At 74.2% G+C, this 26022-nt stretch carries 31 protein-coding genes; 8 read left to right on the top strand and 23 right to left on the bottom strand.

Features of this window, described 5'->3' with window-relative positions:
• Positions 1-4 precede the first annotated feature (4 nt).
• From AC1DQC_RS09450 to AC1DQC_RS09440, 3 genes are all read right to left on the bottom strand, one after another.
• Positions 5-541: a hypothetical protein gene (locus tag AC1DQC_RS09450; RefSeq protein ID WP_477050977.1), complete on the bottom strand. Its 537-nt coding sequence runs from the start codon at positions 539-541 to the stop codon at positions 5-7.
• Positions 542-571: 30 nt separating this feature from the next.
• Positions 572-1216 (bottom strand): alternate-type signal peptide domain-containing protein, encoded by a 645-nt coding sequence (locus AC1DQC_RS09445; protein ID WP_477050976.1) that lies wholly within the window; start codon positions 1214-1216, stop codon positions 572-574.
• A 226-nt stretch (positions 1217-1442) separates the two neighbouring features.
• Complete coding sequence (locus AC1DQC_RS09440; RefSeq protein ID WP_477050975.1) at positions 1443-2141, bottom strand: demethylmenaquinone methyltransferase; 699 nt, start codon at positions 2139-2141, stop codon at positions 1443-1445.
• Between the two features lie 72 nt (positions 2142-2213).
• Here AC1DQC_RS09440 and AC1DQC_RS09435 point away from each other — a divergent pair, with 72 nt between their 5' ends.
• Positions 2214-3575, top strand: a complete 1362-nt coding sequence (locus tag AC1DQC_RS09435; RefSeq protein WP_477050974.1) for an isochorismate synthase — start codon at positions 2214-2216, stop codon at positions 3573-3575.
• Between the two features lie 141 nt (positions 3576-3716).
• Here the strand turns inward: AC1DQC_RS09435 and AC1DQC_RS09430 are convergent, their stop codons facing one another.
• The 5 genes from AC1DQC_RS09430 to AC1DQC_RS09410 all read right to left on the bottom strand — a co-directional run bounded on the left by AC1DQC_RS09430 (position 3717) and on the right by AC1DQC_RS09410 (position 9181).
• The gene (locus AC1DQC_RS09430) at positions 3717-5426 is read right to left on the bottom strand and encodes a trypsin-like peptidase domain-containing protein (protein WP_477050973.1); all 1710 of its coding nucleotides are present in this window, start codon (positions 5424-5426) and stop codon (positions 3717-3719) included.
• A gap of 98 nt (positions 5427-5524) precedes the next feature.
• Positions 5525-7330, bottom strand: coding sequence for a 2-succinyl-5-enolpyruvyl-6-hydroxy-3-cyclohexene-1-carboxylic-acid synthase (gene menD, locus AC1DQC_RS09425; RefSeq protein ID WP_477050972.1), 1806 nt, complete (start codon positions 7328-7330; stop codon positions 5525-5527).
• Positions 7330-8289 (bottom strand): o-succinylbenzoate synthase, encoded by a 960-nt coding sequence (locus AC1DQC_RS09420; RefSeq protein ID WP_477050971.1) that lies wholly within the window; start codon positions 8287-8289, stop codon positions 7330-7332. Before AC1DQC_RS09420 ends, menD begins: the two co-directional genes overlap by 1 nt.
• Before the next feature lie 20 nt (positions 8290-8309).
• The gene (locus AC1DQC_RS09415; protein ID WP_477050970.1) at positions 8310-8858 is read right to left on the bottom strand and encodes a TetR/AcrR family transcriptional regulator; all 549 of its coding nucleotides are present in this window, start codon (positions 8856-8858) and stop codon (positions 8310-8312) included.
• Positions 8855-9181, bottom strand: coding sequence for a DMT family transporter (locus AC1DQC_RS09410; protein WP_477050969.1), 327 nt, complete (start codon positions 9179-9181; stop codon positions 8855-8857). Before AC1DQC_RS09410 ends, AC1DQC_RS09415 begins: the two co-directional genes overlap by 4 nt.
• Positions 9182-9287: 106 nt before the next feature.
• Between AC1DQC_RS09410 and AC1DQC_RS09405 the strand changes: the two genes are divergently transcribed.
• Positions 9288-10256: a 1,4-dihydroxy-2-naphthoyl-CoA synthase gene (locus tag AC1DQC_RS09405; protein ID WP_477050968.1), complete on the top strand. Its 969-nt coding sequence runs from the start codon at positions 9288-9290 to the stop codon at positions 10254-10256.
• On the opposite strand, the gene AC1DQC_RS09400 is transcribed toward AC1DQC_RS09405, so the two are convergent.
• The 3 genes from AC1DQC_RS09400 to AC1DQC_RS09390 form a co-directional block, all read right to left on the bottom strand.
• The gene (locus AC1DQC_RS09400; RefSeq protein ID WP_477050967.1) at positions 10257-10415 is read right to left on the bottom strand and encodes a hypothetical protein; all 159 of its coding nucleotides are present in this window, start codon (positions 10413-10415) and stop codon (positions 10257-10259) included.
• A 120-nt stretch (positions 10416-10535) separates the two neighbouring features.
• On the bottom strand, positions 10536-11621 hold the full coding sequence (locus AC1DQC_RS09395; protein ID WP_477050966.1) for a DUF3048 domain-containing protein: 1086 nt from the start codon (positions 11619-11621) through the stop codon (positions 10536-10538).
• A gap of 76 nt (positions 11622-11697) precedes the next feature.
• Complete coding sequence (locus AC1DQC_RS09390; protein WP_477050965.1) at positions 11698-12795, bottom strand: DUF3048 domain-containing protein; 1098 nt, start codon at positions 12793-12795, stop codon at positions 11698-11700.
• Positions 12796-12888: 93 nt separating this feature from the next.
• Between AC1DQC_RS09390 and menE the strand changes: the two genes are divergently transcribed.
• Both menE and AC1DQC_RS09380 read left to right on the top strand, forming a co-directional pair.
• Positions 12889-14040, top strand: coding sequence for an o-succinylbenzoate--CoA ligase (menE, locus tag AC1DQC_RS09385; protein WP_477050964.1), 1152 nt, complete (start codon positions 12889-12891; stop codon positions 14038-14040).
• Complete coding sequence (locus AC1DQC_RS09380) at positions 14037-14909, top strand: 1,4-dihydroxy-2-naphthoate polyprenyltransferase (RefSeq protein WP_477050963.1); 873 nt, start codon at positions 14037-14039, stop codon at positions 14907-14909. The genes menE and AC1DQC_RS09380 overlap by 4 nt, the downstream gene beginning before the upstream one ends.
• Here the strand turns inward: AC1DQC_RS09380 and AC1DQC_RS09375 are convergent.
• Positions 14859-15185 carry a DUF4229 domain-containing protein gene (locus AC1DQC_RS09375; protein ID WP_477050962.1) on the bottom strand — a complete coding sequence of 109 codons (327 nt, stop codon included), beginning with the start codon at positions 15183-15185 and terminating at the stop codon, positions 14859-14861. The two genes, AC1DQC_RS09380 and AC1DQC_RS09375, sit on opposite strands and share 51 nt — an antisense overlap.
• Positions 15186-15234: 49 nt before the next feature.
• Here AC1DQC_RS09375 and AC1DQC_RS09370 point away from each other — a divergent pair, with 49 nt between their 5' ends.
• Positions 15235-15570, top strand: coding sequence for a PLDc N-terminal domain-containing protein (locus tag AC1DQC_RS09370; RefSeq protein WP_477050961.1), 336 nt, complete (start codon positions 15235-15237; stop codon positions 15568-15570).
• Positions 15571-15583: 13 nt separating this feature from the next.
• On the opposite strand, the gene ccsB is transcribed toward AC1DQC_RS09370, so the two are convergent.
• Genes ccsB through AC1DQC_RS09340 form a run of 6 tightly spaced genes read right to left on the bottom strand, consistent with a single transcriptional unit; the run spans position 15584 to position 20872 of the window.
• Entirely contained in the window at positions 15584-16606 is a 1023-nt protein-coding gene (gene ccsB / locus AC1DQC_RS09365) for a c-type cytochrome biogenesis protein CcsB (RefSeq protein ID WP_477050960.1), read from the bottom strand.
• Positions 16603-18294: a cytochrome c biogenesis protein ResB gene (resB, locus tag AC1DQC_RS09360; RefSeq protein WP_477050959.1), complete on the bottom strand. Its 1692-nt coding sequence runs from the start codon at positions 18292-18294 to the stop codon at positions 16603-16605. Before resB ends, ccsB begins: the two co-directional genes overlap by 4 nt.
• Position 18295: 1 nt before the next feature.
• Positions 18296-19099 (bottom strand): cytochrome c biogenesis CcdA family protein, encoded by an 804-nt coding sequence (locus AC1DQC_RS09355; protein WP_477050958.1) that lies wholly within the window; start codon positions 19097-19099, stop codon positions 18296-18298.
• Complete coding sequence (locus AC1DQC_RS09350) at positions 19099-19686, bottom strand: TlpA family protein disulfide reductase (RefSeq protein ID WP_477050957.1); 588 nt, start codon at positions 19684-19686, stop codon at positions 19099-19101. Before AC1DQC_RS09350 ends, AC1DQC_RS09355 begins: the two co-directional genes overlap by 1 nt.
• A 1-nt stretch (position 19687) precedes the next feature.
• Positions 19688-20335: a histidine phosphatase family protein gene (locus AC1DQC_RS09345; protein ID WP_477050956.1), complete on the bottom strand. Its 648-nt coding sequence runs from the start codon at positions 20333-20335 to the stop codon at positions 19688-19690.
• A 30-nt stretch (positions 20336-20365) separates the two neighbouring features.
• Positions 20366-20872, bottom strand: coding sequence for a MarR family winged helix-turn-helix transcriptional regulator (locus AC1DQC_RS09340; RefSeq protein WP_477050955.1), 507 nt, complete (start codon positions 20870-20872; stop codon positions 20366-20368).
• A 106-nt stretch (positions 20873-20978) separates the two neighbouring features.
• On the opposite strand from AC1DQC_RS09340, the gene AC1DQC_RS09335 reads away from it, so the two are divergent.
• On the top strand, positions 20979-21536 hold the full coding sequence (locus AC1DQC_RS09335) for a YceI family protein (RefSeq protein ID WP_477050954.1): 558 nt from the start codon (positions 20979-20981) through the stop codon (positions 21534-21536).
• A gap of 56 nt (positions 21537-21592) precedes the next feature.
• Here the strand turns inward: AC1DQC_RS09335 and AC1DQC_RS09330 are convergent, their stop codons facing one another.
• On the bottom strand, positions 21593-22300 hold the full coding sequence (locus AC1DQC_RS09330) for a redox-sensing transcriptional repressor Rex (RefSeq protein ID WP_477050953.1): 708 nt from the start codon (positions 22298-22300) through the stop codon (positions 21593-21595).
• A 48-nt stretch (positions 22301-22348) separates the two neighbouring features.
• The gene (locus tag AC1DQC_RS09325) at positions 22349-22627 is read right to left on the bottom strand and encodes a glutaredoxin family protein (protein ID WP_477050952.1); all 279 of its coding nucleotides are present in this window, start codon (positions 22625-22627) and stop codon (positions 22349-22351) included.
• 72 nt (positions 22628-22699) lie between these two features.
• On the opposite strand from AC1DQC_RS09325, the gene AC1DQC_RS09320 reads away from it, so the two are divergent.
• Together AC1DQC_RS09320 and AC1DQC_RS09315 are read left to right on the top strand one after the other, a co-directional pair.
• The gene (locus AC1DQC_RS09320; RefSeq protein ID WP_477050951.1) at positions 22700-23557 is read left to right on the top strand and encodes an HAD family hydrolase; all 858 of its coding nucleotides are present in this window, start codon (positions 22700-22702) and stop codon (positions 23555-23557) included.
• Positions 23558-23562: 5 nt separating this feature from the next.
• Entirely contained in the window at positions 23563-24090 is a 528-nt protein-coding gene (locus tag AC1DQC_RS09315) for a GNAT family N-acetyltransferase (RefSeq protein ID WP_477050998.1), read from the top strand.
• Positions 24091-24175: 85 nt separating this feature from the next.
• On the opposite strand, the gene AC1DQC_RS09310 is transcribed toward AC1DQC_RS09315, so the two are convergent.
• The 3 genes from AC1DQC_RS09310 to AC1DQC_RS09300 all read right to left on the bottom strand — a co-directional run bounded on the left by AC1DQC_RS09310 (position 24176) and on the right by AC1DQC_RS09300 (position 25976).
• Positions 24176-24274, bottom strand: coding sequence for a 30S ribosomal protein bS22 (locus AC1DQC_RS09310; protein WP_003792170.1), 99 nt, complete (start codon positions 24272-24274; stop codon positions 24176-24178).
• Between the two features lie 160 nt (positions 24275-24434).
• Entirely contained in the window at positions 24435-24653 is a 219-nt protein-coding gene (locus AC1DQC_RS09305) for a helix-turn-helix domain-containing protein (RefSeq protein ID WP_477050950.1), read from the bottom strand.
• Positions 24654-24788: 135 nt separating this feature from the next.
• The gene (locus AC1DQC_RS09300) at positions 24789-25976 is read right to left on the bottom strand and encodes an acetoin utilization protein AcuC (protein WP_477050949.1); all 1188 of its coding nucleotides are present in this window, start codon (positions 25974-25976) and stop codon (positions 24789-24791) included.
• Positions 25977-26022: the final 46 nt, after the last annotated feature.

The following is a 26022-nucleotide window of genomic DNA, read 5'->3' as shown; positions in this document are numbered from 1 at the left end:
CGGGCTAGTTGGTCGGTCGGTTCTCGGCGGTGACCAGGAGCGTCAGGGTCGAGATCCCGCCACGTACAGCGGTCGTAGCGGTGCTGGCCAACGTGACCTTCACGCAGAGCGTCACCGTCGCGTTGAGCGCCATCACCGCACTGGTCGCACCTGGGGTGACGGCTGTTCCAGAGCACGTCGACCCGGAGGCGGCGCCGTTGTAGACGGCTCCACTGAGGGAGGCGACAACGGCCGCGCTCGCTGCCGGGGGGCCACCGGTCGCGACGGCGAACGTGGGTGCGCCGACCCTGTAGACCCACTTCCCATTGGTGCCAACAGGCCGCGAGATGGTCATGGTCCCCGCCCTGCTCTCGCCTGGGTACATGTCAGCGAGGCTCGGTGCGGAGGTCCAGACCACGTTTGCCGAGAAGGTGCCCGCCTGCACGTTGGTCGTCGGCAGCGCACGGCTGACTGACCACGCGGCGTAGGCCGTCGTGCCCCCCAGAACGAGGAGCACGACGGCCACCGCCACGGCGAGCGGCGCACGGAGGCGTGCGAACACGTCAGATCCCTACGTGGGTCAGGCGTCAGATCAGGGCGCGACGGCCGGAGCCGACTGCTTGAACGTGACCGCGGCACCCGTCAGGGTGACCGCGCCGTTGGTGCCCACCTGGTTCGCGGTCTCTCCCTTGAAGATGACCTTGACAGCGACGTTGACCTTGTCGACCGCGTTGATCGCACCGGCCGTCGAGTCGACCTTGATGGTCTTCGAGTCCGTCAGGCTCAGGCCGGTCGTCGCCGTCGGGATCGACACCGTCGAGCTGACGTCGAGGGACGCCGCGAGGGGCGAAGCAGGGACCGTGTCAGTCGTCGTGACGGTGCCGGTCACCGCAAGGTTCGCCGTGAGGTGGTTACCGCTCGCGACCACCGTGGCAGGAGTGACATAAACCACGCAGTCGCCGGGAACCAGCTTGACGGTCGCGATGCCGCCGGTGATCTGGTTGTTCGTGTCGGGCCCGCTGCACGTCACGGCGTTCGTGGTCGTGTTGATCGTGGTGAGACCCCAGTACCACTTGGCACCAGCCGTATTGAGCGTGAGGTCCAGGTTACCGGCGGTGACGCCGGACTGGTCGCTGAGGTTCTTGGAGACGCTCCACGCCGCCATCGTCCCCGCGCCGCCCAGCAGCAGTGCCACACCTGCGCCAACAGCGATGGCGCCCTTCGTCGTCTTGCGCATGATCCATGCCTCCCGTAGCCGTGGGCCGGCTACACCACCGGCTCGGGGAGTCTCGGCGGGGCACAGCAGGACTTGAACAACAGTCCAAGGTCTTCGCCCCGTGCACTGGAGTCATGCGGGGGTTACCACCCCCCGCACTTCGGAGTCCAGCATCCGAACGAGTGCAATCCGGACGCGGTCGAAGGCGACGAGCACGCCCTCCCGACGTTGCGCCGAAAGGGTGACGTCAGCTGGCGGGACGGATCCCGCGGTGCAGCGCGACGATGCCGCCGGAGAGGTTGCGGTACGCCACGTGGGTCCAGCCGGCGTGCTTGATCAGGAGGCCGAGCGCGTGCTGGTCGGGCCACTCGCGGATCGACTCGGCGAGGTAGACGTAGGCTTCGGGCTCCTTGGAGACGGCCCGCGCGACCGGCGGCAGCGCCCGCATGAGGTAGTTCTGGTAGACCGCCCGGAACGGCTTGAACGTGGGGCGGGAGAACTCGCAGACGACCAGCCGGCCGCCCGGCTTGGTGACGCGCAGGAGCTCGTCGAGGGCGGCGTCGACGTCCTTCACGTTGCGCAGGCCGAAGGACATGGTCACGGCGTCGAACGACTCGTCCGCGAACGGCAGGTGCAACGCGTCGCCGGCGACGAAGGCCAGGTCCGGTCGGCGCCGCTTGCCCACGTCGAGCATCCCGACGGACAGGTCGCACGCGACCACGTGCACGCCGGCGTCGGCCATCGGCTCCGACGACGTGCCGGTGCCGGCGGCGAGGTCGAGCACCGTCTCCCCCGGCTGGGCGTCGAGGGCCTTGAGCGTGGCCTTGCGCCACGCGCGGTCCTGGCCGAGCGAGATGACGTCGTTGGTCCGGTCGTAGCGGTGGGCCACGGCGTCGAACATGGCGGCGACGTCCTGGGGGTCCTTGTCGAGGGAAGCGCGGGACATGTGTCCATCGTCGCAGGTCCGCAGGGCCCCTACGACAGGGCGGGCGGCTTCTCCAGGCATACGCTGGCAGGGATGAGCACGCAGCCCTCCGCCCCCGGGGACGCCGTCCCGCACCCGCTCGTGGTCCGCACGGTCGCGTTGGACGCGCTCGGCGCCCCCGTCGGCGTGGGCTCCACGGAGCTCCCCGACCCGCTCGACCTGCTCGAGCTCCTGCCGTCGCAGGCGCCGCTCGCGTGGGTGCGCCGCGGCGACGGCCTGGTCGCGTGGGGCGAGACCCTGCGCATCGAGGTCGGCGGTGCCGACCGGTTCGCCGACGCCGAGCGGGCGTGGCACGACGTCCTCGCGCGGGCCATCGTCCGCGACGAGGTGCAGGCGCCCGGCACGGGTCCGGTCGCCTTCGGCTCGTTCGCGTTCGACGACGAGTCCCCGGCCGGCGGCGTCGTCGTCGTGCCCCGCGTCGTGGTCGGCCGCCGCGGTGGCCGCACCTGGCTCACCACCATCACCACGGGTGCCCGGCTGCGCGCCGCTCCGCGCCTCGCGGAGGTCGTCGGCCCCCGCGTGCCCCCCGTCGACCCCGGTGACGTCGCCTACAGCGACGGTGCCGTGAGCGCCGACGGCTGGCGCGACGTCGTCGCGAGCGGGATCGCCGCGATCAAGGCCGGCGACGTGGACAAGGTCGTGCTCGCGCGCGACGTGCACGCGCGCACCGAGCACCCGCTGGACGTGCGGTGGGCGCTGGAGCGCCTGGCGACGCAGTACCCCTCGTGCTGGACGTTCAGCGTGGACGGCCTGCTGGGCGCGACGCCCGAGCTGCTGGTCCGCTCGGAGAAGGGCCTGGTCACCTCGCGCGTGCTCGCGGGGACGATCCGGCGCACCGGCGACGACGCGGCCGACGTGGCCCGCGCGGCGATCCTGGCGCACTCGTCGAAGGACCTGGAGGAGCACGAGTACGCGGTGACGTCCGTGGCGCACGCGCTCGAGCCGTTCTGCTCGTCGATCAACGTCCCCGACGTGCCGTTCGTCCTCCACCTGCCCAACGTCCTGCACCTCGCGTCCGACGTGACCGGCGTACTGACGGCGCCCTCGGGCGACGCGGCGCACCCGTCCTCGCTGGCGCTGGCGGCGGCGTTGCACCCGACCGCGGCCGTGTGCGGCACCCCGACCGTCGCGGCGCGGGAGCTCATCCGCCGCATCGAGGGCATGGATCGGGCGCGCTATGCCGGACCGGTCGGCTGGTTCGGCGCCGACGGCGACGGCGAGTGGGGCATCGCGCTGCGCTCCGCGCAGGTCGACGCCGACGACCCGCGGCGCGTGCGCCTCTTCGCGGGCTGCGGCGTCGTCGCCGCGTCCGACCCGCCCGCCGAGCTGGCGGAGTCCGAGGCCAAGCTGGTCCCCATGCGGTACGCGCTCGGCCGGGACGCCAGCACCAGCTGACATCCCGGCCGAGGGGCCGTGCCGTGGCCGAAGGGGAGTCGGCCGGGCAGGCGGAGCGGTCCGGGGACGGACCGCGTGGCCGGCGACCGGGGTCCTCGGGGGGACGGGACCCGGCGGCCGCCGGCGTTCAGTGGGCCGTGATCAGCCCTGGCCACCCTGCTGCTGCTGGAACCACTGCCACAGCTGGTCGGGGCTGAGCCCGTCGGGGATGCCGGACGAGCCGGAGTCGCCCTGGCCCTGACCCTGGTCGGGAGCCTGCTGCTGCGGGTCCTGCTGCTGCGGCGCCTGCTGCTGAGGAGCCTGCTCGGACGACGCCGACTCCTTGCGGACCGCGAGCGTCACGTCGACGTCCGACGCCTTGCCGTCACGGACCACGGTCAGCGTGACCTTGGTGTCGGACGGGAGCGCCCGCACGTAGGCGGTGAGCGACTCGGCGCCGCCGACGGCCTTGCCGTCGATCGCGACGATCGTGTCCTTCTCCAGCAGCTTGGCCGCGGCGGCCGGCGAGCCGTCGCTGACCGACTCCACGACCGCGCCGCGGCGGGTGACGCCGTCGGCGGTGGCGGTGCCGTCGGACAGGGACACCCCGAGGAAGGCGTGCTCGGCGGTGCCGTCGTCGACGAGCTGCGCGGCGATGTTCTTCACCAGGTCGACCGGGATGGCGAAGCCGAGGCCGATGGAGCCGGACTCGCTCGACAGGGTGGCGATCGAGGAGTTGATGCCGATGACCTTGCCCTGCGCGTCGAACAGCGGGCCGCCCGAGTTGCCGGGGTTCACGGCCGCGTCGATCTGGATCGCGTTGGTGACGGTGGCCTCGCTGCTGTTCTCGCCCGACGTGGACACGGGGCGGTCGACCGCGGAGACGATGCCGGTGGTCACCGTGCTGGCGAGGCCGAGCGGGTTGCCGACGGCCATGACGGGCTGGCCGACGATGACCTTCGACGAGTCGCCGAACGCGGCGGGCTTGAGGTCGTCCGGCGCGTCCGTCAGCTTGATGACGGCGAGGTCGGTGGTCGCGTCGGTGCCGACGATCGTCGCCTTGAAGATGCGGCCGTCGGTCAGCGTGACCTGCACGCTGTCGGGGTCCGCGCCGGCGACGACGTGGTTGTTGGTGACGATGTGGCCGGAGTCGTCGACGATCACGCCGGAGCCCTCCGCGCCGCCACCGTTGCCGGTGCTGACCTGGATGGCGACGACCGACTGCTGCACGGCCTTGGCGACGGCCTCCCAGTTGGGGTCGTCGTTCGTCGAGCCGGAGACCGGGACGGTGTCGTTGCTGGACTGGCCGATGGTCGCGAGGGACGCCGGGTGGCTGCCGTTCGCGGCGTCGTCGGACAGCGTGTGCGTCAGGCCGGCCGTGGCGACCGCGGCGAGGATCGCGGCGGCGGCGGCAGCCGAGGTCACCGGGAGCCAGAGGTTGCGCTTGCGCTGCGTGGGGACGGAGCCCTGGGGCGCGGCGGGCGCCGGAGCGGCGGCGTACGCGGCGGCGGGCTGGTAGGCAGCCTGCTGCGCGGTCGCCGGGTCCTGGGCGGCGGCGCGCTGAGCAGCCTCCCACTGCGCGCGGCGGACGGACTCGAACTGGTCCATCTGCGCCGCCTGCTGCGCGGCGGCCTGCTGGGCAGCGGCACGCTGGGCGGCCTCGTACGCGGCGCGCTGGTCCGCCGGAGCGGCGGGGTGCGGCGGCGTGAACGGGTTGGTGGGGTGCGCCGGCGCGGCGGGCAGCGGCTGGGTGTGCTGGACCGGCAGCGGCTGGGTCGGCTGGACCGGCAGCGGCTGGGTCGTGTGCGTCTGGGGGTGCTGATCGGCAGCGGGCGGCTGGTTGCTCGCGCCGTTCTCAGGTGTGGTGGTCATCAGGATTGCCCTCCTTGGTCGTGGACCATCACACCCGACGGCGCTGGAGGGACCCTTCGCAGAACCTGGGAGTTCCCTGCGAGTTTCGGATGGATCCGTCAGTCGGGGAGCGCCACGCGGACCGCCGCGGCGACCTCGTCGGCGATCCGCTCCCCCAGGGCGCGGCGGCCGGCGCGGTCCACGCGGACCTCCACGACGCTGAGCCCGGGACCGGGCGCGGCCAGGGCGGGCAGCAGCCCGTCGACGTCGCTCACGCGCGTGTGCCGCACGCCGTAGCCCGCGCACAGGGCGGCGAGGTCGGCGCCGTGGGGCGTGCCGAACACGCGCTCGAACACGTCGGCCCGGGCGGGCTCCCCCGGTTCGAGCGTCGAGAAGATGGATCCGCCGTCGTCGTTGGCGACGACGAGCTGGAGGTGCGGGCTCGGCTCGAGCGGCCCGCGCAGGAGGCCGCCGACGTCGTGCAGGAACGTCAGGTCCCCCAGCAGCGCCCGCACCCGACGGTCCGGCAGCGCGAGGGCGACGCCCACTGCGGTCGAGACCGTGCCGTCGATGCCCGCGAGCCCCCGGTTGGCCAGGACGGCCGGCGGGGCGTCCCAGCGGGCCACCAGGTCGAGGTCGCGCACGGGGTTCGACGAGCCGACGACGAGCGCGTCGTCGGCGCCGCTGACCTGGGCGACCGCGCGAGCCAGCGCCGGTCCCGTCACGYGGGTCCCGCTGCGCGAGCGCCGCCCCGCGTCGAGACCGTCGAGCACGCGGTCGATGGCCGCACCGGCCGCCGCGTCCGCCGTCCGCCAGGCGTCGAGCCAGCCTGCCGGCGCCGCCATCCGGCCCTGCCGCATCCGGGCGGGCGCCTCGAGCAGCACGTCGCCGGCGTTGCGTGCGGCGTCGGGCCACTCGGCGCCGCGCGGCGCGACGACGACGACCTCGACGTCCTCGCGCGCGAGCAGCCGCTGCACGGGCCGGGAGAGGGTCGGGCGGCCCAGCACCACCGCACGGCGGATCGCACCGCCGAGGCTCGGGTGCGCGAGCAGGAGCCGGTAGGCGGCGATCGCGTGGGTCCCCCCGCGCGCACCGGAGGAGGGTTCGGCCAGCAGCGGCCAGCCGTTCGCCTCGGCGAGGCGACGAGCCGCCGGACCCGCGCCGTCCCCCGCGACCACCACCGTCGGCGCCCCGCCCCGGCGGGCCTGCGCCGCGACCGGCTCACCGACCACCGGGACGGAGCCGGTGGTGAGCCGCGCCTGGACGTGCGTGAGTCCCGCGGTCGACGGCTCGGGCCACGGCGCGTCGCCCGGGACCAACGGCTCCCGGAACGCGAGGTCCAGGTGGACGGGCCCGGGGTCGCCCGTGCGGGCGCCGGTCGCGGCCGCGACGGCCCGGGACACGAGGCGGCGCAGGCTGCGGGCCTCGTCGGCAAGTCCGACGGGGGCGGGCACGTCGACGGCCAGCCGCACCGCGCTGCCGAAGATGCCCACCTGGTCCGTGGTCTGGTTCGCGCCGGTCCCGCGCAGCTCGTGCGGCCGGTCGGCCGTGAGCAGCAGCAGGGGCAGCCCGCTGTGGTGGGCCTCGAGGACGGCCGGGTGCAGGTTCGCCACGGCGGTGCCCGAGGTGGTCACGACCGCGACGGGGCGGGCGGGGTCGCCCGACGCCTTCGCCAGGCCGAGCGCGAGGAACGCCGCGGACCGCTCGTCCACCCGCACGTGCAGCCGCAGCACGGGAGCGCCGGCCGGGCGCTGCCCGTCCGGGCGCGCGGCGTCGGCGACCGCGTACGCGAGCGGCGCGCTGCGCGAGCCCGGCGCGAGCACCACGTCCTCGACCCCGAGGGCGGCGAGCGCCTGGACGATCACGCGGGCCGCAGCCGTCGCCGGGTCGGGGGCGAGGGCGGGCGGCGTCGTCACGCTCGTCATCATGCCTGAGCGCGGACGACGGCGATGCGCGCCCGCCACCGCGCCACGAGCTCGTCAGACCCGGCCGCGGCCGCCAGCAGGGCCGGGTCCGGCTCGGGGCGGCGGACCTCGAGGACGCCGTCGACGGGCAAGAGCGGGTCCGTCACCAGGTCGGCCGTGAACAGCTGGGCCGTCGCGAGCCCGCACGCATAGGGCAGCTCCGGGAGCGCCGCAGCGAGCGCGATCCCGGCGGCGAGTCCCACCGACGACTCGAGGGCCGACGAGACGACGACCGGCAACCCGATGCGCTCGGCCAGCTCGAGGCACGCGCGCACGCCGCCGAGCGGCTGGACCTTGAGCACCACGATGTCCGCGGCGGCCGCCCGCGCGACGGCGAGAGGGTCCTCCGCCCGCCGGATCGACTCGTCGGCGGCGATCGGCACGTGGGTCCGCCGGCGCAGCGCGGCGAGGTCGTCGACACCCGGGACGGGCTGCTCCGCGTACTCGAGCCCGCCGGCCGCCCGGTCGAGAGCGGCCAGCCGGGCCGCGGCGGTGTCGACGTCCCAGGCCGCGTTGGCGTCGACCCGGATGGCCCCGTCGGGGCCGAGCGCGTCGCGGACGGCCTCCAGCCGGGCGATCTCGTCGGCGAGCGACTGGCCCGGCTCCGCGACCTTGACCTTGGCCGTGCGGCACCCGCCGGACGCGCGCACGATCCGGTGGGCGGTCGCGGCGTCGACCGCCGGCACGGTGACGTTGACGGGGATCCGCGTGCGCAGGGCGGGCGGCCATCCCTCGTCGGCCGCCTCGCGTGCGGCGCGCCACCAGGCGGCGGACTCCGCGGCGTCGTAGTCCCAGAACGGGCTGAACTCGGCCCAGCCGGCATCGCCGCGCAGGAGCACGCCGTCCCGGACGGTCAGGCCGCGGAACCGCGTGCGCAGCGGGAGCGACCAGATGTGCAGGTCAGCGGGGGTGCTCGGCACGCCGACAGCCTACGTCCGGCTCACTCGCCCCACGCCGCGAGCAGGAGCGCGACGGCCGTGGCGCGCACCGGCCGGCCCTCGGTCAGTGCCGTGACGACGGCGCCGTCGACCAGCGCGATCGTGACGGGGGCGGTGGTCGGCGCCCCGACACGCGCGACCAGGCTTTCCAGAACCTCGTCGACGACCGCACGGCCCGCGGCGAACGCGGTCGCGAGAGCCGCGCGCCGTCCCGCGCTGAGCAGGTGCTCGTACTGGTTGCGCACCTGGGCGTCGTCGCCGGGCGGCAGGACCGCGTCGACCAGAGTCGCGGCCGCCCGGTCCCCGGAGAGGTTCGTCGGAGCGGCCGCGAGCACCGCGCGAGCGTGGTCGGCCCACGCCTCAGCAAGGGCCGCGCCCGCGGCCGCGGCGAGCTCGTCGAGCGAGCCGAAGTAGTACGTCGTGGCGGACACCGAGGCACCCGCCTCGTGCGCGACGCGTCGGTGGGTGAGGGCACCAGGCCCCTCGCGCAGCACGAGCGCGGCGGCCGCCCGCGCGAGGTCGTCCCGGCGGCGCGCACCCTTGCTCGTCACGCGTGGCTCCCGCCCGACAGGTTCAAGCCGACCACACCGGCGACGATGAGCACGAGCGACACGATCTTCAGCACCGAGACGGTCTCGTGGAACAGGACGACGGCGAGCACCGCCGTGAGGGCGGCGCCGATGCCCACCCAGACCCCGTAGGCGACGCCGACGGGCAGCGACTTCAGCGCCCAGCTGAGCCCGCCCAGCGACGCGACCGCGAAGACGACGAACGCGATGCTCGGTCCGAGCTTGCTGAACCCGTCGGACGCCTTGAGGCTCAGGGCCCAGCCGGCCTCGAGCATGCCGGACAGGATGAGGACGATCCAGGCCATGGTGGTGCACCACTCTCCGCGTGCGCGCCGGGTGGCAGTCCCCGCCGTCCCGCGCACGTTCTGGTACAAGCGTACCAGAATGATCGGACGCGGCTAGGCTGCCGCCGTGACTCCTGAACTGCCGGCCGCCGTCTCCGACACGTTCGACCCGAGCCGCTGGCGCACGGTGGACGGGTTCGAGGACCTCACCGACCTCACGTACCACCGGGGGTTCGCGCGGCCGTCGGCGGACCAGCTGGCCGCCGGCGCGGTCGCTCGCGACCTGCCCGTGGTGCGGGTCGCGTTCGACCGGCCCGAGGTGCGCAACGCGTTCCGCCCGCACACCGTCGACGAGCTGTACCGCGTGCTCGACCACGCGCGCACGACCTCCGACGTCGGCACGGTGCTGCTCACCGGCAACGGCCCGAGCCCCAAGGACGGCGTGTGGGCGTTCTGCTCCGGCGGCGACCAGCGCATCCGCGGCCGGTCGGGCTACCAGTACGCGTCGGGCGAGACCGCCGACGGCGTGGACCCGGCCCGCGCCGGGCGCCTGCACATCCTCGAGGTCCAGCGGCTTATCCGGACCATGCCGAAGGTCGTCGTCGCGCTGGTCAACGGCTGGGCAGCCGGCGGCGGGCACTCCCTGCACGTGGTCGCGGACCTCAGCATCGCCAGCCGCGAGCACGCCCGGTTCATGCAGACGGACGCCAACGTCGGCTCGTTCGACGGCGGGTACGGCTCGGCCCTGCTGGCGCGACAGGTCGGCCAGAAGCGGGCCCGCGAGATCTTCTTCCTCGCCCGCGAGTACTCCGCCGAGCAGGCGCTGGCCTGGGGCGCCGTCAACGACGTGGTCGAGCACGCGCAGATCGAGGAGGCGGGGCTGGAGTACGCGCGGATCGTCGCGACGAAGTCGCCGCAGGCCGTCCGCATGCTCAAGTTCGCGTTCAACCTGGCGGACGACGGGCTGGCCGGCCAGCAGGTGTTCGCCGGCGAGGCGACGCGGCTGGCGTACATGACCGACGAGGCGGTGGAGGGGCGCGACGCGTTCCTGCAGCGGCGGGAGCCCGACTGGTCGGGCTTCCCGTACGCGTACTAGCTAGCGCGAGCTGAGCGCCCAGCCGGCGAAGTCGACGACGGCGCCGAGCACGCCCGCCGCGCCGACCAGCAGGGCGACGAGAACGAGACCGGAGACGACGACCGCGCCGAGCGACCGGGTGTCGTGCTCGGTGGCGTCGTGGTGCGTGAGAGTGGCCATGCGTCCAGCCTCGCCCGGACGCCCGGGACGGGGCATCGGTCGCGGGGACCGTCCTGCTCACGACCTGGGGTGGCCAACCCGCGCGCCGGCGTCATCCCGTGGACGGACAACGGCGGGCGGTCAGCCGATGGTCAGCGACCCCGACCGGGCGGGTACCAGCTCGACCCAGGTGTTGCCAGGCGCCAGGTCCGCCGGCTTGCCGTCGGCGGTGAACAGGCGCAGGGGCGCGTCCTGGGAGTCCTTCTGCCAGCGCACGGGCACCGTCTTGCCGCCCGTCGCGACGACGCCGTCGCCGGACCCGACCAGCGTGTAGGTGGGCACCGGCGCGCCACCCTGGGCGGCGAACCCCGTGTTAGTGGGGTGCTCGGCCGTCAGCGACACCACGTTCACCGCGGAGAGCCGGGCACCGCTCCGCGCGGTCGCCGGCGCGGTCCCCTCCGAGCGCAGCCACGTGCCGGTGCCGGCGTCCCACGACCACGACGGGCTCGAGGCCGCCGACAGCTGGAACGAGAGCRTGCTCGCCGGCGTCCCTGCGACGATCGCCGCGGCACCGTCCGCGGTGCGCGCGATGGTGAACTGCTCGCCCGGTGGCGCCTGGTGGTCCGCGTCGGCGAGGCCCCAGAAGGTGGTCGGCGTGCCGTACACGTTGTGCGGTGCCGCCCGGTCCTTGGTCCGGTACATCCCCGGGGCGCCCGCGTCGTGGCTGATCATCTGCACGCCGCTGGCCGCAACGAGGTCGAGGATGCCCGGCTGGCCGCCCGAGAAGGCCAGCAGCCCGTGCATGGGCGCAAGGATCAGGGGGTCCATCGGGCGGACCGAACGGATGGGGCCGACCTCGTCGGGGACCTGCGAGTGGAAGACCGCCACCAGCCGGGACACGTCGAACTCGACGATGGTCTCCCAGACCACGTCCGCCTGGTCCAGGCCGGTCTGCGGTCGGGCGACGGCGGTGTTCTCGATCTTCACCGCGAGCGCCGGACGAGCCGCGGGTTCCCCGGCGACGCCCGTGAGCGGCCAGGTCGGGGGCACCGCCGGCGCCGGTGCTCCGCCCTTGTCGGGAGCGATCGTCGGCCCGTGGGTGACGGCCGGGGGCGTCGAGCTCGCGGGCTCCGGCGTGCTGGGGCTGCAGGCGGCGACCGCCAGCGCCAGGCCGGCGAGCAGCGCGGCTGCTGCGCCGCGCGCCCCTCGTCGTGTCGTGGTCGTCATCGCGTTCCCCCGTCGCTGTCCGGCACGGACCCAGGCTGCCATGCGCGGACGTCGCCGCCGGGGAGCACAGGCCGTCTCAGCCGATCGTGACCGAGCCCGAGTCCTGCGGGACCAGCTCGACCCAGGTGGTGCCCGGCGCGAGCGTCAGCACGCCGCCGTCGGGAGTGGCTAGCGTGAGGACCGCGCTCTCGCCCGTCTTCGTCCAGGTGCCCGTGACGGTGTGGCCGCCGCTCGAGACCGTGGCGTCGCCCGTGCCGTCGAGCACCGTCTCGGGAACTGGGTTGCCGGCGGGGTCGACGGTGCCGGAGTTGACCAGCCGGACCTTGAGGGTGACCACGTTCGTGGCGGCGATCCGGGCGCCCGAGCTGACGGTCGCGGGCGTGGCACCCTCGGCGCGCAGCCACGTGCCGGTGCCTGCGTCCCAGGTCCACGTCGGCTTTGCGTAGCCCGAGAGGCGGACCGCGACGGTCGTGGAGGCGCCACCGGATACGACCGCACTGGCCTGCTCGGGGTGCTTGGCCATGACGAACTGCGGGGCGGGCGACGCGGAGTGGCCGCTGTCCGCCTGGTCCCAGAAGGCCTGCGGCGTGCCGTAGACGTTGTGCGGTGCGGGCGCGACGCCCTTCTTGCGGTAGAACCCGGCGGCACCGGCGTCCTGGCTGATGGTCTGGACGCCGGCGTTCTTCAGCGCCTGGACGAAGCCCGGCTGCCCGCCGGAGAACGCGATGAGCCCGTGCATCGGCGCGACGATCGCCGGGTCCATCGGTCGCACCGAGCGGATCGGGCCGACCTCCGCGGGCACCTGAGACTGGTAGACGGCCACGAAGCGGCTGATGCCGCCCTCGACGACCTCCTCCCAGACGATGTCGGCCTGGTCGAGGCCGGTCTGGGGACGGGCCTCGCCGGAGTTCTCGATCTTCACCGCGAGACCCGGGCGGGTGGCCACCTCGGACGCGGTGACTCCCGTCAGGGGCCAGCGCGGCGCGATGACGGGCGCCGGCGGAGCCCCCTTTGCCGCCTCGATCACGGGCGCGTGCGTCACGGGCGCCGACGCCGTCGGATCGGCCGTAGCGGACCCGCCGCAGGCGCCCAGCAGCAGGGCGGCACCGGTGGCCAACGCGAGGAGGGCGACGGGGCGACGCCGGGCRGGCGGGAGGGCAAGAACAGACGACACGATGCTCCTTGGGGTGCGAACCGCGCGACACTCTACGGGCTGCGCGCGCCGTCCCCGGCCGGGCGCGCGCTTGCGCGGACCTACGCTGGGGGCGTGATCCGGCCGCTGCGTGACGTCCCCGCGGGGCCCGACCACCTTCTGCCGGCCCTCGTCGCGGCGCTGGACGGCACGGGCCCTGCGGTCTGCCCCGTCCCGGAGGACGCGGCCCCGGGGACGGGCCCGGCCGTCGGCGACGACGTAGCGGTCGTGGTGCGGACCTCGGGCTCGACCGGCGAGCCGCGCGCGGTCCTGCTCTCCGCGACCGCCCTGCGCGCGTCGGCGTCGGCCACCCACGAGCGGCTCGCGGGCCCCGGGCGGTGGCTGCTCGCCCTGCCGACCCACCACGTCGCCGGCCTGCAGGTGCTGGTCCGCTCAGCGCTGGCCGGGACGTCGCCCGTGGTGCTGGAGCCCGGGCCGTTCCGGCCGCCCGGGTTCGTGGCGGCCGCGGCCCAGCTCGGCACCGACGTGCCCCGGTACACGTCGCTGGTGCCGACCCAGCTGGTCMGGCTCCTGGACGACCCCGTCGCGACCGCCGCGCTCGCGACATTCGACGCCGTGCTCCTCGGCGGCGCGGCGGCCCCGCACGAGCTGCTCGCGCGCGCCGCGGCCGCGGGCGTGCCCGTCGTGACGACGTACGGCATGTCCGAGACGTGCGGCGGCTGCGTGTACGACGGGGTGCCGCTCGCCGGGGTGGGCGCGTCCCTCGACGACGAGGGCCGGATCCTGCTGTCCGGCCCCGTGCTGGCGGACGGCTACCTGGGGCGTCCGGACCTCGACGCCGAGGCGTTCGTGCAGGTGGACGGGGTCCGGCACCTGCGGACCACCGACCTCGGGCGGTGGTCGTCCGGCGTGCTCACGGTGCTCGGTCGCGCCGACGACGTGCTCGTCACCGGCGGCACCAAGGTGGCGCCCGCGCCCGTCGAGCAGGTCCTCGCGGAGCTGCCCGGCGTCGGCGAGGTCTGCGTGGTCGGCGTCCCCGACCCGGAGTGGGGTCAGGCCGTGGTCGCGGTCGTCGTCCCCCGCGCCGGCGCACGACCTCCCACGCTCGACGACGCGCGCCGCGCCGTCACCGACCGCCTCGGCGCGGCCCACGCCCCGCGCCGCCTGGTGGTCACGGACTCGCTCCCCGTGCGCGGGCCGGGCAAGATCGACCGTCGGGCGACGGCACGGCTCGCCGCCCGCTCCCTCGAGAGGACCCCCACGTGACGACTGCCAGCGACTGGGTGCAGGGTGCGCGACCGCGCACGCTGCCCGCGGCGGCTGCCCCGGTGCTCGTCGGTACCGGTGCCGCCGCGCAGCTCGGCGAGGCCCACCTCGGCCGGGCCGCGCTCGCGCTCGGCGTCGCGCTCGCCCTGCAGGTGGGGGTGAACTACGCGAACGACTACTCCGACGGGATCCGCGGCACGGACGTCGACCGCGTCGGCCCGCTGCGCCTGACCGCCTCCGGCACGGCGAGCCCGGGCACCGTCAAGGGTGCCGCGTTCGCGTCGTTCGGCGTCGCCGCCCTGCTCGGCCTCGCGCTCGTGGTGCTCACCGGCCAGTGGTGGCTGCTCGCCGTCGGCGCCGCCGCGATCCTGGCGGCCTGGGGCTACACCGGCGGGAGGCGGCCGTACGGCTACCGCGGGCTCGGCGAGGTCGGCGTCTTCCTCTTCTTCGGGCTCGTCGCGGTGCTCGGCACCACGTACACGCAGGCCGACGAGCTGTCGTGGCCCGCCTGGGTGGGTGCGGTGTCGGTCGGCATGCTGGCCTGCGCCCTGCTCATGGCCAACAACCTGCGCGACGTCCCCACCGACGCGCTCGGCGGCAAGCGCACGCTGGCGGTGCGCCTCGGCGAGAACCGCTCGCGCCGCGTGTACGCGGTCCTCGTGATCCTGCCGGTGCTGCTCGGCGGCGTGGTGTGCGCGTTCGCGTCAGTCTGGACGCTGCTCGTGCTCCTGCTGCTGGCGCCCGCGGTCGTGCTGGCGGTCACCGTGCTGCTCGGCGCCCGCGGGCGCGCGCTGGTCCCCGTGCTCGCCGGCACCGGGCTACTCGAGCTCGCGTTCGGCGTGCTGCTCGGCCTCGGGCTCGCCCTCTAGACCGGCGTCGACCGCCGCGTCCTCGACGTCGGCGTCCTCCTGGGCTCGCCTGCTCAGCACGGGCCGGTCGCCCGCGTCCCGGCGGCGCTCGGCACGCTCGGCCAGCTGGCGCGCGGCCGCGTCGCGCGGGCCGTTGAGCAGCACGTAGGACAGCGCCCACGCGAGGAGCGCGGCGACGACGGCCACCAACCACGAGCGCAGGCCCGCCCACCAGAGCAGACCGAGGCAGACGCCGAAGAGCGCGAGGCGCAGGACCGAGTAGACGACGAGAGGCACGGTCAAGGGTAGGCCGACCCCGCAGCTCCGGCCGACGTACTCTGGCGACGTGAGGAACCTGGCCGTCCTGCTGCTCATCGGACTGACCGTGTACTGCGTGTTCGACATCGTGCGGAGCAGCCACGACGAGCGCCTCGGCGTGCACCCGGCGCTCTGGGTGCTGCTCGTGCTGCTCGTGCCGCTCGTCGGCGTGGTCGTGTGGCTGGCCGTCCGGTGGTCGCGACGGACGGCCTACGCGGGCCAGGCCGGCGGGACGACGGGCGGCGTTCCGCGACGTCAGCGCACCGCGGGACCCGACGACGACCCGGACTTCCTGCGCGGTCTGGACGAGGACCGCAAGCGCGCCGACGGCGGCTCGACCAGCGACGGCCCGCCCGCGTCCTGACGAGCCCCGAGGCCTACATGCCCGAGTAGGAGTGCTTGCCCGAGACGACGAGGTTGACCACCGTGAAGTTGGCGAGCACGACCGCGTAGCCCACGAACACGAAGTACGCGGCGCGGCGGCCGCTCCAGCCGCGGGTGGTGCGGGCGTGCAGGTAGGCGGCGTAGGTCACCCAGGCGACGAACGTGCCGACCTCCTTGGGGTCCCAGCCCCAGTAGCGGCCCCAGGCGTGCTCGGCCCAGATCGCGCCGCCGATGAGCGTGAACGTCCACAGGACGAAGCCGATGGCGTTGAGCCGGAAGGCCATGGCCTCGAGCTCGCGGGACGTGGGCACCTGCTCGAGCCAGCCGAACCGCGGTCCGGCCAGGGTCCGTCGGAACCCGTCGGAGCGGCCTTCGGAGCCGACGGCCACCGCGGGTGCGTCGGAGACGGCGAGACCCTCCTCGCGGTAGCTCCGCAGCACCTGCAGCACCGACGCGGCGAACGCGACGGTGAAGATGCCCGTCGCGGTGATGGCGACGCCCACGTGCAGGATCAGCCAGTAGCTCTGCAGCGCGGGCTGGACCTGGTCGGCCTGGATGTAAAACACGTTGAGCGCGAGCACCAGGGCCAGCACGGCCATGCCCATGACGAGCACGCCGACGAACGCGATGACCCGGCGCCGCTGGACGAGCGTGAGGACGAGCACGGCGACGAACGTGCCGACGATCGTGAACTCGTACATGTTGGCGGTGGGCCACCGACCGGCGGCGACGCCGCGCAGCACGATGCCGGCGAAGAGCATCACCAGGCCGAGCAGCGTGGTCGACCGGGCGATGCCCTCGGCGCGCGCGGAGCGGCCGGGGGCGCGCTGGTCCTCCGACCCGCCGACGGCGGTGGCCGGGCGCGTGGACGCGGACCCGACGAGCACCTCCTCGGGCACGCGCTTCTGCGCGTGCTCCACGATGCGCGCGAGGTCGACGCTGTACGCGACGAGCGCGACGGTGAACGCGGTCGCGGCACCCCAGACGAGCAAGGTGCTCAGGTCACCGGTGGTCATGGCGTGCCCTCTCCTGAGGTGTGGCCGCCGGGGGCGGCCGGGGGTCTGTCGTGCGATCGGGCGAGCGTCTCCGCGAGCACCCGGTCGAGCTCGGGCTGGAGCCCGACGTCGTCGCCGCGCGCCAGGCCGGCCGCGGTGACCACTGTACGGCCGTCGCCGTCGGGAGCGCCCGGCGCGAACCGGAGCCACACGCGCCGACGGGGCGCGAACAGCGAGGTGGCGAGCCCGGCGAACGCCAGGAGCGCGAAGACGAGCACGAACGGCAGCGCGGGGTCGTGGCGCAGGTCGAGCGCGACGTACCGCGGGAGGTCGTTGAAGGTCAGCGTGCCCAGGCCGTTCGGCAGGTCGACGGTCTCGCCGGGTCGCACGTACAGGGTGATCGCCTTGCCGTCGGCGTCCACGGCCTGCGTCATCCGCGCCTCGTCGAGCTGGTAGACGTTCTGCGGCACGCCGGTGTCGAGCCCGAGGTTGCCCTGCCAGACCGACAGGACGAGCAGGGGCTCGTTCGGCTGGGGGTCCACGGAGCGGTAGAGGTCGTCGCCGACCTCCTGCGCCGTGGGCAGCAGGTAGCCGACGACGCCGATCTGCTCCTGGTCGCCGGAGACGTCGGGGACCTTGAGCACGCCGCGCGACGTGTAGACGTTGTCCTGCGGCAGGAACGGCGTCGGACCGCTGAAGGCGACCTCGCCCGCGGCGTCGTGCACGGTGATGTCCGGCGCGTAGCCGTTGCCCTGCAGGTAGACCTTGGCGCCGCCGGCGTCGAGCGGGTGGTTGACCTTGATGGTCTTCTTCTCCGGGGACTCGCCGGGGTTGGTCAGGGTCACGTGCGCGGTGAAGTCGCGCGACTGCAGGGTGTCCGGGTCGAAGCGGGACTCGAAGTCGTCGAGCCGCAGCGTGAACGGCACCAGGCTCGTCGGCGAGTAGGCGGTGCCCTGCTCGAACGTGTCGTAGTCGACCTGCGCGTTGGCGAACCCGTGCCCCTGCACCACGATCGCCTGCCCGCGGTAGTGCAGCACCTGCCCGGTGGCCACGGAGATGAGCAGCCCGACGAGCGCGAGGTGGAAGACGAGGTTGCCGGTCTCGCGCAGGTAGCCGCGCTCCCCCGACACCGACCACGTGAAGCCGCCCTCGTCACGCGTGTCGACGCGGTACGTCGGGACGAACGGGAGCCAGCGCCAGCCGCCGCGCAGCACATGCGCGGCATCCTGCGCAGCCCGCTCGGGCGGCACGGACGCGGCGCCGGAGCCCTGCGCCGGGAACCGGCCGAACCGGCGGGGCGCACGCGGCGGGCGGCCGCGGACACCGGCGAGGTGCACCTTGGTGCGCGGCAGGATGCAGCCGACCAGCGAGACGAACAGCAGCAGGTAGATCGCCGAGAACCAGACCGACGAGTAGACGTTGAAGAACCCGAACCGGTCGAGCCACGGCCCGACGGTCGGGTGGTCGGTCAGATACGTCGCGACCTTGGCGGTGTCCTGCGCGCGCTGCGGCCACACCGTGCCGGGGACGGCGGCGACCGCCAGCAGCATGAGCAGCAGCAGCGCCACCCGCATGCTGGTCAGCTGCCGCCAGGCCCAGCGGGACCAGCCGACGAACCCGAGCGTCGGCAGGGTCGGCGGCGGCGAGGCGGGCGCCTCGGTCGGGTCCATGAAGACGTCGGAGAGGCCCTCGGGGCGGTGCACGCTCATGTCACACCACCGGCACGAACGGGTCGCCGCCGACGAGGACGCCCTGCAGCCAGGACGACCAGGTGCCCCAGACGCCGGTGACCAGGGCGAGGCCGAGGACCACCAGCAGCCCGCCGCCGACGCGCATGATCGCGAGCCGGTGCCGGCGCAGGAAGCCGAGCATCGCGGTGCTGCTCTCGATGCCGAGCGCGACGAGCAGGAAGGGCAGCCCCAGCCCGACGCAGAACGCGACGGCGAGCAGGGCGCCGCGCCCGGCCGAGCCGCCGTCGAGGGACAGCGTGAGGATCGCGGCGAGCGTCGGGCCGATGCACGGCACCCAGCCGAGCCCGAAGGTGACGCCGAGCAGCGGCGCGCCCCAGAGGCCGGCGCGCGGCGCCAGGTGGACGCGCTTCTCGTTCTGCAGGAACGGGATGAGCCCCAGGAACCCGAGGCCGAGCACGATGACGACCACGCCGAGCACCCGGGTGATCGGGTCCTGGTACTCGACGAGCACGCCACCCAGCGACCCGGCGAGGGCGGCGAGCGCGACGAACACGGCGGTGAAGCCCGCGACGAACAGCCCGACCCCGAGCAGCACGCGGCTGCGCGCGGGGGCCGTGCGGACGAGCGTGGTGCCCGCCGGCGAGCCCAGGCGGTCGGCGCTCCCGGTCATGCCGCCCAGGTACCCGACGTACGCCGGGACCAGCGGCAGCACGCACGGCGACGCGAACGACACGAGCCCGGCGACCAGCGCGACGGGGATCGCCAGCAGCAGCGAGCCCGAGGTCACCGCCCGGCCGAAGGCGTCGCCGGCGTCCGCGAGCATCACGGCGTCGGGGCCGGCTCGGCCAGGAGCCCGTCGACCATCGAGCGCAGCGTCGACGGGTCCGCCAGGCCGAGGATGCGGCCGGCCACGTTCCCCGACCGGTCGAGCACGACCGTCGTGGGCACCGCGTTCACCGGCACGGTGCCCTGCAGGGCAGCGATGGCGGTCCCGTCGGTGTCCGCGAGGCTCGGGTACGGCACGGAGAACTGGCGCTCGAACGCCTGCGCGGTCCCGGCGTCGTCGGTGCGGTTGATGCCCAGCACCTGCACGCCGTCGGCGGCGTAGTCGGTGGCCAGCGCCGCGAGGTCGGGCGCCTCGGCGCGGCACGGCGGGCAGTTGGCGTACCAGGTGTTGAGGACGACGACGTCGCCCCGCCAGTCGGCGACGTCCTGCGCCGTGCCCTCGAAGTCGGTGCCGGACAGCTCGAGCGGTCCCTTGCGGTCCCCGACGGCCCAGGTGGTCGTGCTGCCGTCGCCCGACTGGTAGCCCTGGTCGGCGACGTCGTCGGAGTTGGCCTGGCTGCCGGGCGCGCAGCCGGCCAGGAGGAGCAGGGCGACGGCACCGCCCACGAGAACGCGTCGACGCACCTCAGGCCCCCGCGACGGACGAGACGCCCGGAAGTAGCGACCCGGCGGGCTCGCTGTAGCCGATGCCCACCAGGGTGTCGCCCTCGTAGCGCAGGCTGGTCAGCGAGGCGACCGAGCACTGCCGCTTGCGAGGGTCGTGCCAGAGGTGCCGGTCCTCGAGCGCCAGCCGCGTCACCCAGACCGGGAGCTGGTGACTGACCAGCACGGCCTCGTGGCCGCGGGCGAGCTCACGGGCGGAGGCCACGGCGGCGAGCATCCGCTCGACCTGCTCCGTGTACGGCTCGCCCCAGGACGGCCGGAACGGGTTGCGCAGGTACGGCCAGTGCCTCGGGTGGCGCAGCGACCCGTCGCCGACGCCGAACGCGAGCCCCTCGAAGTGGTTGCCCGCCTCGATGAGCCGCTCGTCGGTGCCGACCGGCACGTCGAACGCGGCGGCGATCGGACCGGCCGTCTCCTGCGCGCGCTGCAGCGGCGAGGCCACCACGGCGACGACGTCGTGCCGCACGGGGCCGGCGAGGTGCGCGGCGACCATGTCCGCCATCGCCAGCCCCCGCTCGGAGAGCCGGTAGCCGGGCAGGCGCCCGTAGAGCACGCCGGCGGGGTTGTGCACCTCGCCGTGCCGCATCAGGTGGATCGTGGTCGCGACCATGGGCTCAGTCTCGCAAACACTCCTGTGCGATCAGCACGCGGGAAGCTCTCCCTCGACGTGACACGCGCCACCCGTGAGGTGCAGGCGGACGGCCTCCATGGCGTCGCCGAGCGCCGCGAACTGCTCGTCGGTGAGCACGTCGACCAGGTGGTCGCGCACCGACTGCACGTGCAGGGGCGCGGCCGCCACGAGGGCCTGCCAGCCCTTCTCGGTCATGACGCAGTTCACCCCGCGCGCGTCCTCGACACAGGGGGCCCGGGTGACCAGGCCCCGCTCCTCCATGCGGCGGATCGTGTGCGTGAGGCGGCTGCGGGAGTGCGCGATGTTGTCCGCCAGCTGCGCCATCCGCAGCGTGCGGTCGGGGGTCTCGGAGAGCCGCACCAGCACCTCGTACTCGTGCGTGGACAGACCGGTGTCGCGCTCGAGCTCGTGCTCCAGCGCCGCGAACAGGCGGGCCGCGCCGCCGCGGAACGCGCGCCAGTGGGCCTGCTGCTCGGCGGTCAGCCACTCCACCGTCGCGGGTGTGTCAGTGGTCACAACGCGGCCTCCGTCCTCGGGTCTGGGGTTGCGGGTCTGGTGCGAGTGTAGTACAACTTTGAACTAACAGTTTGGTTGATGTTTCAACAACCACGGAGGATCTCCCATGAGCACCGCAACCACCGTTCTTCCCGCCGGCCTGACCACGGGCACCTGGGCCGTCGACGCCTCGCACACCGAGGCCGCCTTCACCGTCCGTCACGCGGGCATCTCCAAGGTCCGCGGCACCGTCGCGGTCACCGAGGGCACCGTCGTCGTCGGCGAGGACCTGGCGAGCACCTCGGTGTCCGTCACGCTCGACCCGGCCACCGTCACCACCGGTGACGCCAACCGCGACGGCCACCTCAAGAGCGGCGACTTCTTCGACGTGGAGAAGTTCGGCCAGTGGACGTTCGTCTCCACCGAGGTGCGCGAGGCCGGCAAGAACTACGTCATCGCGGGCGACCTGACCATCCACGGCGTCACGCAGCCCGTCGAGCTCGAGACCGAGTTCAACGGCACCGCGGTGGACCCCTTCGGCAACACGCGGGCGGGCTTCGAGGCCAGCGTGACCATCTCCCGCAAGGACTTCGGCCTGACCTGGAACGCGGCCCTCGAGGCCGGTGGCGTGCTGGTCTCCGACAAGGTCGTCATCGCGCTCGACGTCTCGACCATCAAGGGCTGACACCAGCGTCTCCCCACGCACGGCCGGGCCCGCCACGGGCCCGGCCGTTCGCATGCTCAGGCTCCGGTCCCGGTGCGCCGGCGGTCGTGGAACGCCAGGATCTGCAGCTCGGAGGCCACGTCGACGGCCCGCAGGTCGACGTGCTCGGGCACGCGCAGCGCCCGCGGGGCGAAGGTGAGGATGCCGACGACGCCCGCCGCGACGAGCGCGTCGCACACGTCCTGGGCCTGCGCCGCGGGGGTCGCGATGATGCCGATCGTCGCGTCGTGGGTGCCGACGACCTCCGCGAGCGCCGACGCGGGCTGCACCACCAGGCCGCCCACCGACGTCCCCACCACCGCAGGATCGGCGTCCACCAGACCCACCACCGCGAACCCCCGCTCGGCGAACACCGAGTAGCTGGCCAACGCGTGGCCGAGGTTGCCGATGCCGACGATGACGACCCGGCGCTGCGTCGTCAGCCCGAGCACGACCGCGATCTGCTCCGACAGGTGCAGGACCTCGTAGCCGACCCCGCGCCGGCCGTACGAGCCGAGGAACGACAGGTCCTTGCGCAGCTGCGCCGGGGTCACCCCCGCCCCCGCGGCCAGCTCCTCCGACGACGTCGTGACCACACCGTCCGCCGTGAGCGCGTGCAGCGCCCGCAGGTAGCCGGGCAGCCGCGCGACGGTGGCCGGCGGCACGTCGCGCGCGCGGACGCGCCCGGTCGCACCGGGCTCCGCCGCCCTGCCGCGCGCCCGGGATCCCGCTCGCTGCGTGTCCACATCGACTCCCGCGACGCCCCGTCGGACCCGGTGGCCGGGCCCTGCTGGTCAGGCTAGGGGTCGGGGCCCGGCCGCGGTAAGGGTTCGGCGCAGACGCGCCGCGTCGATCCGCCAGTAGCCCTGCTGGACGCCGTCGACCTCGACCACGGGCACCAGCTCGCCCAGCTCGTCGACCAGGTCCCGACCGCCGACCTCGCCGGCGTCGATGTCCACCTCGGTCCACGTCTCGCCCGTCTCCGCGCACACGGTGCGGACCACCTCGCGGGCCTCGTCGCACAGGTGGCAGCCCGCCCGGCCGTAGAGGACCACCCGCGTGTTCATCGTCATGGCACCAGGCTCTCACCGACCGGTCGCCGTCGTTCGCCCGTGCCGGTGCCCGCGCCTCGTTACAGTGACCGGGTGCGTCAGGCGTCCGGCAACACCGCCGCCCCCGCTCCCGTGCTGCGGGACCCGGGGGCCGGTCCGGACGGTCCGGGGGTCGGCGCGTTCTTCGACGTCGACAACACGATCATCCGGGGTGCCAGCTCGTTCCACCTGGCCGTGGGCCTCTACCGGCGCGGCTTCTTCCGCAAGCGCGACCTCCTCGAGTTCGGCCTGCACCAGTTCCGGTACCTCACGTTCGGGGAGAACAAGCACCAGATCGACGAGGTGCGCAGCCGCGCCCTGTCGATCATGGAGGGCCACTCGGTCGCCGAGGTCACGGCCATCGCCGAGGACGTCTACGACGAGGTGCTCTGCCTGCGGATCTACCCCGGCACGCAGCGGCTGCTCGACCAGCACATCGCCGCCGGTCACTCCGTCTGGCTGGTGACCGCGACGCCCGTCGAGATCGGGTCGCTCATCGCGCGGCGGCTGGGCGCCACGGGCGCGCTGGGCACCATCGCCGAGCACCGGGACGGCTTCTACACCGGCCGCCTGGTGGGCGACATGCTGCACGGGCAGGCGAAGGCCGACGCCGTGCGCGCCATCGCCGAGCGGGAAGGGATCGACCTCGAGTCGTCGTACGCGTACGGCGACTCCACCAACGACGTCGCGATCCTGTCCGAGGTCGGCTTCCCGTGCGCCATCAACCCCGACCGGCGCCTGCGGCACTACGCGGCCGAGGTGGGCTGGCCCGTCCGCGAGTTCCGCAACCGTCGCCGCAACGCCCGTCGCGGCACCACCGTCGCCAGCCTCGCCGGCGCCGCCTGGGCCGCGGGGCTCATCGCCCGCGCCGCCCTGCGGACCTGGCGCGGCACCGGAAAGGACGTCTTGTGACCACGATCGAGTCCACGGTGCGCCCCGCCGTGCCCGCCGACCTCGACGCGCTCGCCGCGCTGGCCGCGCTCACGTTCCCGCTCGCCTGCCCGCCCGGATCGACGGCGCAGGACCAGCAGGAGTTCATCGACACCATGCTGTCGACCGAGCGGTTCGCCGAGTACCTCGAGGATCCAAGCCGGACGATCCTGGTCGCCGAGGACCAGGGGCTCGTCGGCTACACCATGCTCGTGGCCGGCGAGCCCGCCGACGACGACGTCCGCGCGGCACTGCACCTGCGACCGACCATCGAGCTGTCCAAGTGCTACGTGCACCCGGACCACCACGGCGCGGGCATCGCGAACGCGCTGATGGCGGCCTCGCTGGAGGTGGCGCGGGACCGCGGGGCGCAGGGCATCTGGCTGGGCGTCAACCAGCAGAACGCCCGCGCGCAGGCGTTCTACGTGCGGTCCGGCTTCGCCGTCGTCGGGACCAAGCACTTCACCGTCGGCACGCGCGTCGAGGACGACTACGTGCTGGAGCGGCCGCTCTAGCGGTCCTGCTCGCCCTCACGCACGAACGGGCCCGGCAGCTGCCGGACCCGTTCGTCGGAGCAGGCGGCCTGTCGGCCGCCGCGGCTCACTTCTTGTTGCGGCGCTGGTGGCGCGTCTTGCGAAGAAGCTTGCGGTGCTTCTTCTTGGCCATCCGCTTGCGGCGCTTCTTGATGACGGAGCCCATGGGGTCCTCACTTCGCTTCCGATGGAGACCCGGCAGACGGGCCGTTCTGGTGGTCGATCGACGCGTAAAGAGACCGAGTGCGATCGAGTCGCCCACACGCGTTCACAGTCCGAGGCTCTACCTTACGCGATCGGCACAGTCCCCGACGACACGCCAGCCCTCAGGAGCTCTGCCGGTCCTGCTCGCGCGCCTCGACGGCCGGCGACGTGGCCAGGTAGTGGTCGAGCGCGTCCTGCGGGACCCGGAAGGATCGGCCGACGCGGACGCCGGGCAGCTCGCCGGAGTGCAGCAGGCGGTACACCGTCATCTTGGAGACGCGCATGACGTCCGCGACCTCGAGGACCGTGAGGTACCTGGTGCGAGCGGGCTGGTCGCTCATCGTCTGCTGCTTCCGATCCGCCCGTCGGCGCGGCGGGCCCGCGCACCCTGCTGCGGGTGCCTGACCAGCCTAGTGGCGCGTGGGACGGGTGGGAAAGAGGAGACGCGTGGGGCGTCCCCCGTCCGGCCCAGCGGGTCAGTCGAGCTCGGGGTCCAGCCCCAGAGCGGGGAACACGGCGGCGCGCGTGGCGCGGATCGCGCGGTCGACGTCGTCGGCCGGGTCGTAGCCGGCGGACCACGGGCTGAACCGCGCGTCGCGGCCGTCGGTCATCCGGTCGGGGCCGAGCCGGCCGTAGCGCTCGCGGACCAGCGCGCGCCAGTCGTCGGGGACCGCGGTCGCGGGGTCCACCGGGTGGTGGGTCGCGATGCCGAGCAGGTGCGTCCACGCCCGGGGCACGACGTCCACGACGGCGTACCCGCCACCTCCGAGCGCGAGCCAGCGGCCGTCGGCGACCTCGTGGGCCAGGTCGTGCAGCAGGACCGCCGCCGCCCGCTGCCCGTCCACGCTGACCCGGAGGTGGGTGAGGGGGTCGAGCACGTGGGTGTCGCAGCCGTGCTGCGTGACCAGCACGTCCGGGTCGAACGCGCGCACGACGGCCGGCACCACGGCGTCGAGCGCGCGCAGCCAGCCCGCGTCGCCGGTGCCCGACGGCAGTGCCACGTTGACGGCCGAGCCCTCGGCGCCGGGGCCGCCGGTCTCCCGTGCGTGGCCCGTCCCGGGGAACAGCGCCTGCCCGGTCTCGTGCAACGACACGGTGAGCACGCGGGGGTCATCCCAGAAGACCGCCTGCACCCCGTCGCCGTGGTGGGCGTCGACGTCGACGTACGCGACCCGCCGCGCGCCGGCCTCGAGCAGCGCCCGGATGGCCACCGCCGCGTCGTTGTAGACGCAGAAGCCCGAGGCCGCCGCCGGCATCGCGTGGTGCAGCCCGCCGGTGACGTTCACGGCGTGCTCGGCGCGGCCCTCCCAGACGGCGAGCGCCGAGTCCACCGACCCCTGCACCACGAGCGCCGACGCCTCGTGCATCTGCGGGAACACGGGGTCGTCCGAGGTGCCCAGGCCGTGCGGCACGTCGGGCGTCCCGTCGGCGGACGCGCGGCGCACGGCCGCGACGTACGCCGGGTCGTGCACCGTCTGCAGGAGCTCGTCCGACGCCACCTGCGCGCCGACCAGCTCGACGTCGGGGCCCTCGAAGAGCCCCAGCGCCTCGGCCAGCCGGATGGTCAGGTCGAGGCGCTCCGACGTCATGGGGTGGCCGTGGCCGAAGTCGTACGCGAGCATCTCGCGCGACCAGACCACGCGCACGGGTGCCGACGACGTCATGCGCTCACCGTCGCACCCGACCGATGCCGTGTCGAACTGGGGCCGA

Source organism: Cellulomonas sp. P4_H12 (assembly GCF_056400905.1).
This window is presented reverse-complemented; position numbering and strand designations above follow the sequence as displayed.

Bases quoted from the DNA above. Each gene is read 5' to 3' on its own strand.
- AC1DQC_RS09325 (WP_477050952.1), bottom strand. From the start codon at position 22,627: ATGACGATGAACACGCGGGTGGTCCTCTACGGCCGGGCGGGCTGCCAC.
- AC1DQC_RS09435 (WP_477050974.1), top strand. From the start codon at position 2,214: ATGAGCACGCAGCCCTCCGCCCCCGGGGACGCCGTCCCGCACCCGCTC.
- AC1DQC_RS09410 (WP_477050969.1), bottom strand. From the start codon at position 9,181: ATGGCCTGGATCGTCCTCATCCTGTCCGGCATGCTCGAGGCCGGCTGG.
- AC1DQC_RS09310 (WP_003792170.1), bottom strand. From the start codon at position 24,274: ATGGGCTCCGTCATCAAGAAGCGCCGCAAGCGGATGGCCAAGAAGAAG.
- AC1DQC_RS09445 (WP_477050976.1), bottom strand. From the start codon at position 1,216: ATGCGCAAGACGACGAAGGGCGCCATCGCTGTTGGCGCAGGTGTGGCA.
- AC1DQC_RS09305 (WP_477050950.1), bottom strand. From the start codon at position 24,653: ATGAGCGACCAGCCCGCTCGCACCAGGTACCTCACGGTCCTCGAGGTC.
- AC1DQC_RS09440 (WP_477050975.1), bottom strand. From the start codon at position 2,141: ATGTCCCGCGCTTCCCTCGACAAGGACCCCCAGGACGTCGCCGCCATG.
- AC1DQC_RS09400 (WP_477050967.1), bottom strand. From the start codon at position 10,415: ATGGCCACTCTCACGCACCACGACGCCACCGAGCACGACACCCGGTCG.
- AC1DQC_RS09300 (WP_477050949.1), bottom strand. From the start codon at position 25,976: ATGACGTCGTCGGCACCCGTGCGCGTGGTCTGGTCGCGCGAGATGCTC.
- AC1DQC_RS09335 (WP_477050954.1), top strand. From the start codon at position 20,979: ATGAGCACCGCAACCACCGTTCTTCCCGCCGGCCTGACCACGGGCACC.
- AC1DQC_RS09430 (WP_477050973.1), bottom strand. From the start codon at position 5,426: ATGACCACCACACCTGAGAACGGCGCGAGCAACCAGCCGCCCGCTGCC.
- resB (WP_477050959.1), bottom strand. From the start codon at position 18,294: ATGAGCGTGCACCGCCCCGAGGGCCTCTCCGACGTCTTCATGGACCCG.
- AC1DQC_RS09355 (WP_477050958.1), bottom strand. From the start codon at position 19,099: ATGCTCGCGGACGCCGGCGACGCCTTCGGCCGGGCGGTGACCTCGGGC.
- AC1DQC_RS09345 (WP_477050956.1), bottom strand. From the start codon at position 20,335: ATGGTCGCGACCACGATCCACCTGATGCGGCACGGCGAGGTGCACAAC.
- ccsB (WP_477050960.1), bottom strand. From the start codon at position 16,606: ATGACCACCGGTGACCTGAGCACCTTGCTCGTCTGGGGTGCCGCGACC.